This window comes from Mycobacterium sp. SP-6446 (genome assembly GCF_001954045.1).
Lineage (GTDB): Bacteria > Actinomycetota > Actinomycetes > Mycobacteriales > Mycobacteriaceae > Mycobacterium.
In genome coordinates this window covers 1-3,037 of the sequence record NZ_MBEM01000018.1, presented here as the reverse complement: position 1 = coordinate 3,037, position 3,037 = coordinate 1, and the positions used below count along the sequence as shown (strand labels likewise).

At 69.5% G+C, this 3,037-nt stretch carries 1 protein-coding gene; it reads left to right on the top strand.

The features are described 5' to 3' along the window. Window positions 1-3,037: amino acid adenylation domain-containing protein (locus A5736_RS01560; protein ID WP_139333065.1), on the top strand; the 3,037-nt coding region annotated here is incomplete at both ends.

Sequence of the window (3,037 nt, the reverse complement as noted above, 5' to 3'; positions counted from 1 at the left end):
GTGGCCGGGGAGCGGCCGGCGGTGGTGCCGTTGTCGTTCACCCAGAACCGGTTGTGGTTCTTGGACCAATTGCACGGGCCCTCACCGGTTTACAACATGGCGGTGGCCCTGCGGCTGCGCGGGCCGTTGGACGCGGAGGCGCTGGGCGCCGCGCTGGGCGATGTGGTGGCCCGGCACGAAAGCCTGCGCACCGTGTTCGTCGCCCCGCAGGGCGCACCGCAGCAGGTGGTGGTGCCGGCTGAGCGGGCCGATTTCGGCTGGGATGTCGTCGACGCCGCGGGCTGGTCGGAAAGCCAGCTGGCGGCGGCGATCGAGGAGATGGCGGGCTACGAATTCGATCTTTCTTCCGCGATTCCGTTGCGGGCGCGGCTTTTCCGGACCGCCGACGACGACCATGTGCTAGCGGCCGTCGTGCATCACATCGCCGCCGACGGACTCTCGGTCGGCCCGCTGGTGCGCGATCTGGGCGTGGCCTACGCCAGTCGCGCGGTCGGGCAGGCGCCGGGGTGGATGCCGTTGCCGGTGCAGTACGTCGATTACACGCTGTGGCAGCGCGCGCAATTCGGTGAGCTCGACGACAGCGAGAGCCGGATCGGCGCGCAATTGGCGTACTGGGAGGGCGCTTTGGCGGGAATGCCCGAGCGCCTTGCGTTGCCGACCGATCGGCCCTATCCGCCGGTGGCCGATTACCGCGGGGCCACGGTTGCGGTGGCGTGGCCGGTCGAGGTGCAGCGGCAGCTGCGCCGGGTAGCGGCGGAACACAACGCGACCAGCTTCATGGTGATGCAGGCCGCGCTGGCGGTGCTGCTGGCGAAGATCAGCGCGAGTGTGGATGTGGCCGTGGGGTTCCCGATCGCCGGACGGCGCGACACCGCACTGGATGACCTGGTCGGTTTCTTCGTCAACACCCTGGTGTTGCGTCTGGACGTAGCGGGCGACCCCACGATCGCCGAACTACTGGCGCAGGTGCGCCAACGCAGCCTGGCCGCCTACGAGCATCAGGACGTGCCGTTCGAGGTGTTGGTCGAGCGGCTCAACCCGGCCCGCTCCCTGGCGCATCATCCGTTGGTTCAGGTGATGCTGGCCTGGCAGAACTGGCAGGACAGCGATCCCGGCGGGATGGCGCTTGGTGATCTCGAGGTCAGCCCGCTGCCGGCCGATACCCACAGCGCCCGCATGGATTTGACCTTTTCGTTGGCCGAACGCTGGACCGAGGACGGCCAGCCCGCCGGGATCGGCGGAAGCGTGGAATTTCGCACCGACGTCTTCGACGCGGCCAGCATCGAAACCCTCATCGAGCGGCTGCGGCGGGTCTTGGTGGCGATCACCGCCGATCCGACGCGGCGGCTCTCCACCGTGGACGTGCTCGACGCCGGGGAGCAGGCCCGCCTGGATGGCTGGGCCAACCGCGCGGCGCTGACCCAACCCGCGAGCGCCACGGTATCGATTCCGGCAGCATTCGCCGCGCAGGTGGATCGCTCACCGCACACCGTGGCGCTGACGTTCGACGGCCGCAGCATGACCTACCGCGAGCTAGACGAGGCGTCGAACCGGTTGGCGCACTTGCTGATTGGCCACGGTGCCGGGCCGGGGCAGCGCGTGGCGCTACTGCTGTCGCGCTCGGCCGAGGCGATCGTGTCGATCCTGGCGGTGCTGAAAACCGGTGCGGCCTATGTGCCGATCGACCCCGCGGTACCGGACGCTCGGATGCAGTTCGTGCTCGGCGATGCCGCGCCGATCGCCGCGATCACCACCACCGCGCACGCCGACCGGCTGGCCGGACAGGACCTGCTGGCCATCGACATCCACGACCCGCGCATCGCAGCCCAGCCCAGCACCGCATTGCCGGCCCCGGCCCCCGACGAGATCGCCTACCTGATCTACACCTCGGGGACCACTGGAGTCCCCAAGGGTGTCGCGATCACCCACCACAACGTGATCGAGCTGCTGGACTCCATGGGCGACAGCCTGGAGCTGACCGATGTGTGGTCGCAATGGCATTCGCTGGCCTTCGACGTGTCGGTGTGCGAGATGTGGGGCGCGCTCCTGCACGGCGGGCGGCTGGTGGTGGTGCCCGAGTCGGTGGCGCGTTCACCGGAAGAGTTCCACTCCCTCCTGGTCGCGGAGCAAGTCGGCGTGTTGAGCCAGACCCCGTCGGCGTTTTATGCGCTGCAAGCCGCGGACGCGCAATCACCGGAGCTGGGCCAACGGTTGAACCTGCGGACCGTGATCTTCGCCGGCGAGGCGCTGGAACCGCAACGCCTCAAGCAGTGGATGCACGACCATCCCGGATTGCCCCGCCTGATCAACATGTACGGCACCACCGAGACAACGGTGCACGCCTCGCTGCGGCAGATCGTCGACGGCGACGCCGTCACCAATGTCAGCCCCGTCGGGGGCCCGTTGGCGCATCTCGCCTTTTTTGTGCTGGACGGGTGGTTGCGGCCGACACCGCCCGGCGTGATCGGTGAGCTGTATGTGGCCGGTTCCGGCGCGGGGTACGGATACGTGCGGCGGGCCGGCTTGACCGCGTCGCGGTTTGTGGCGTGCCCCTTCGGGGTGCCCGGGTCGCGGATGTATCGCACCGGCGACCTGGTGTGCTGGGGCGCCGACGGGCAGCTGCAGTACCTCGGGCGCGCCGACGACCAGGTCAAGATCCGCGGTTATCGCATCGAGCTCGGTGAAATCCAGGCCGCGCTGGCCAGCGTGGACGGGGTGCGCCAAGCGGTGGTGATCGCCCGCGAGGACCAACCCGGCGACAAGCGCCTGGTCGGCTATGTCACCGGGAACACCGACGCGGCCCGGGTGCGCGCCCAGCTGGCCGAGCGGCTCCCGGCCTACATGGTCCCCGCCGCGGTCATGGTGATCGATGCCCTGCCGCTGACGGTCAACGGCAAGCTCGACAAACGCGCCCTGCCGGCGCCGGAGTACCAGGACGCCGGCGGCTACCGCGCCCCGGCCACCCCCACCGAGGACATCGTCGCCGGCATCTACGGCCAGGTCCTTGGCCTGGAGCGGGTCGGGGTCGACGAGTCGT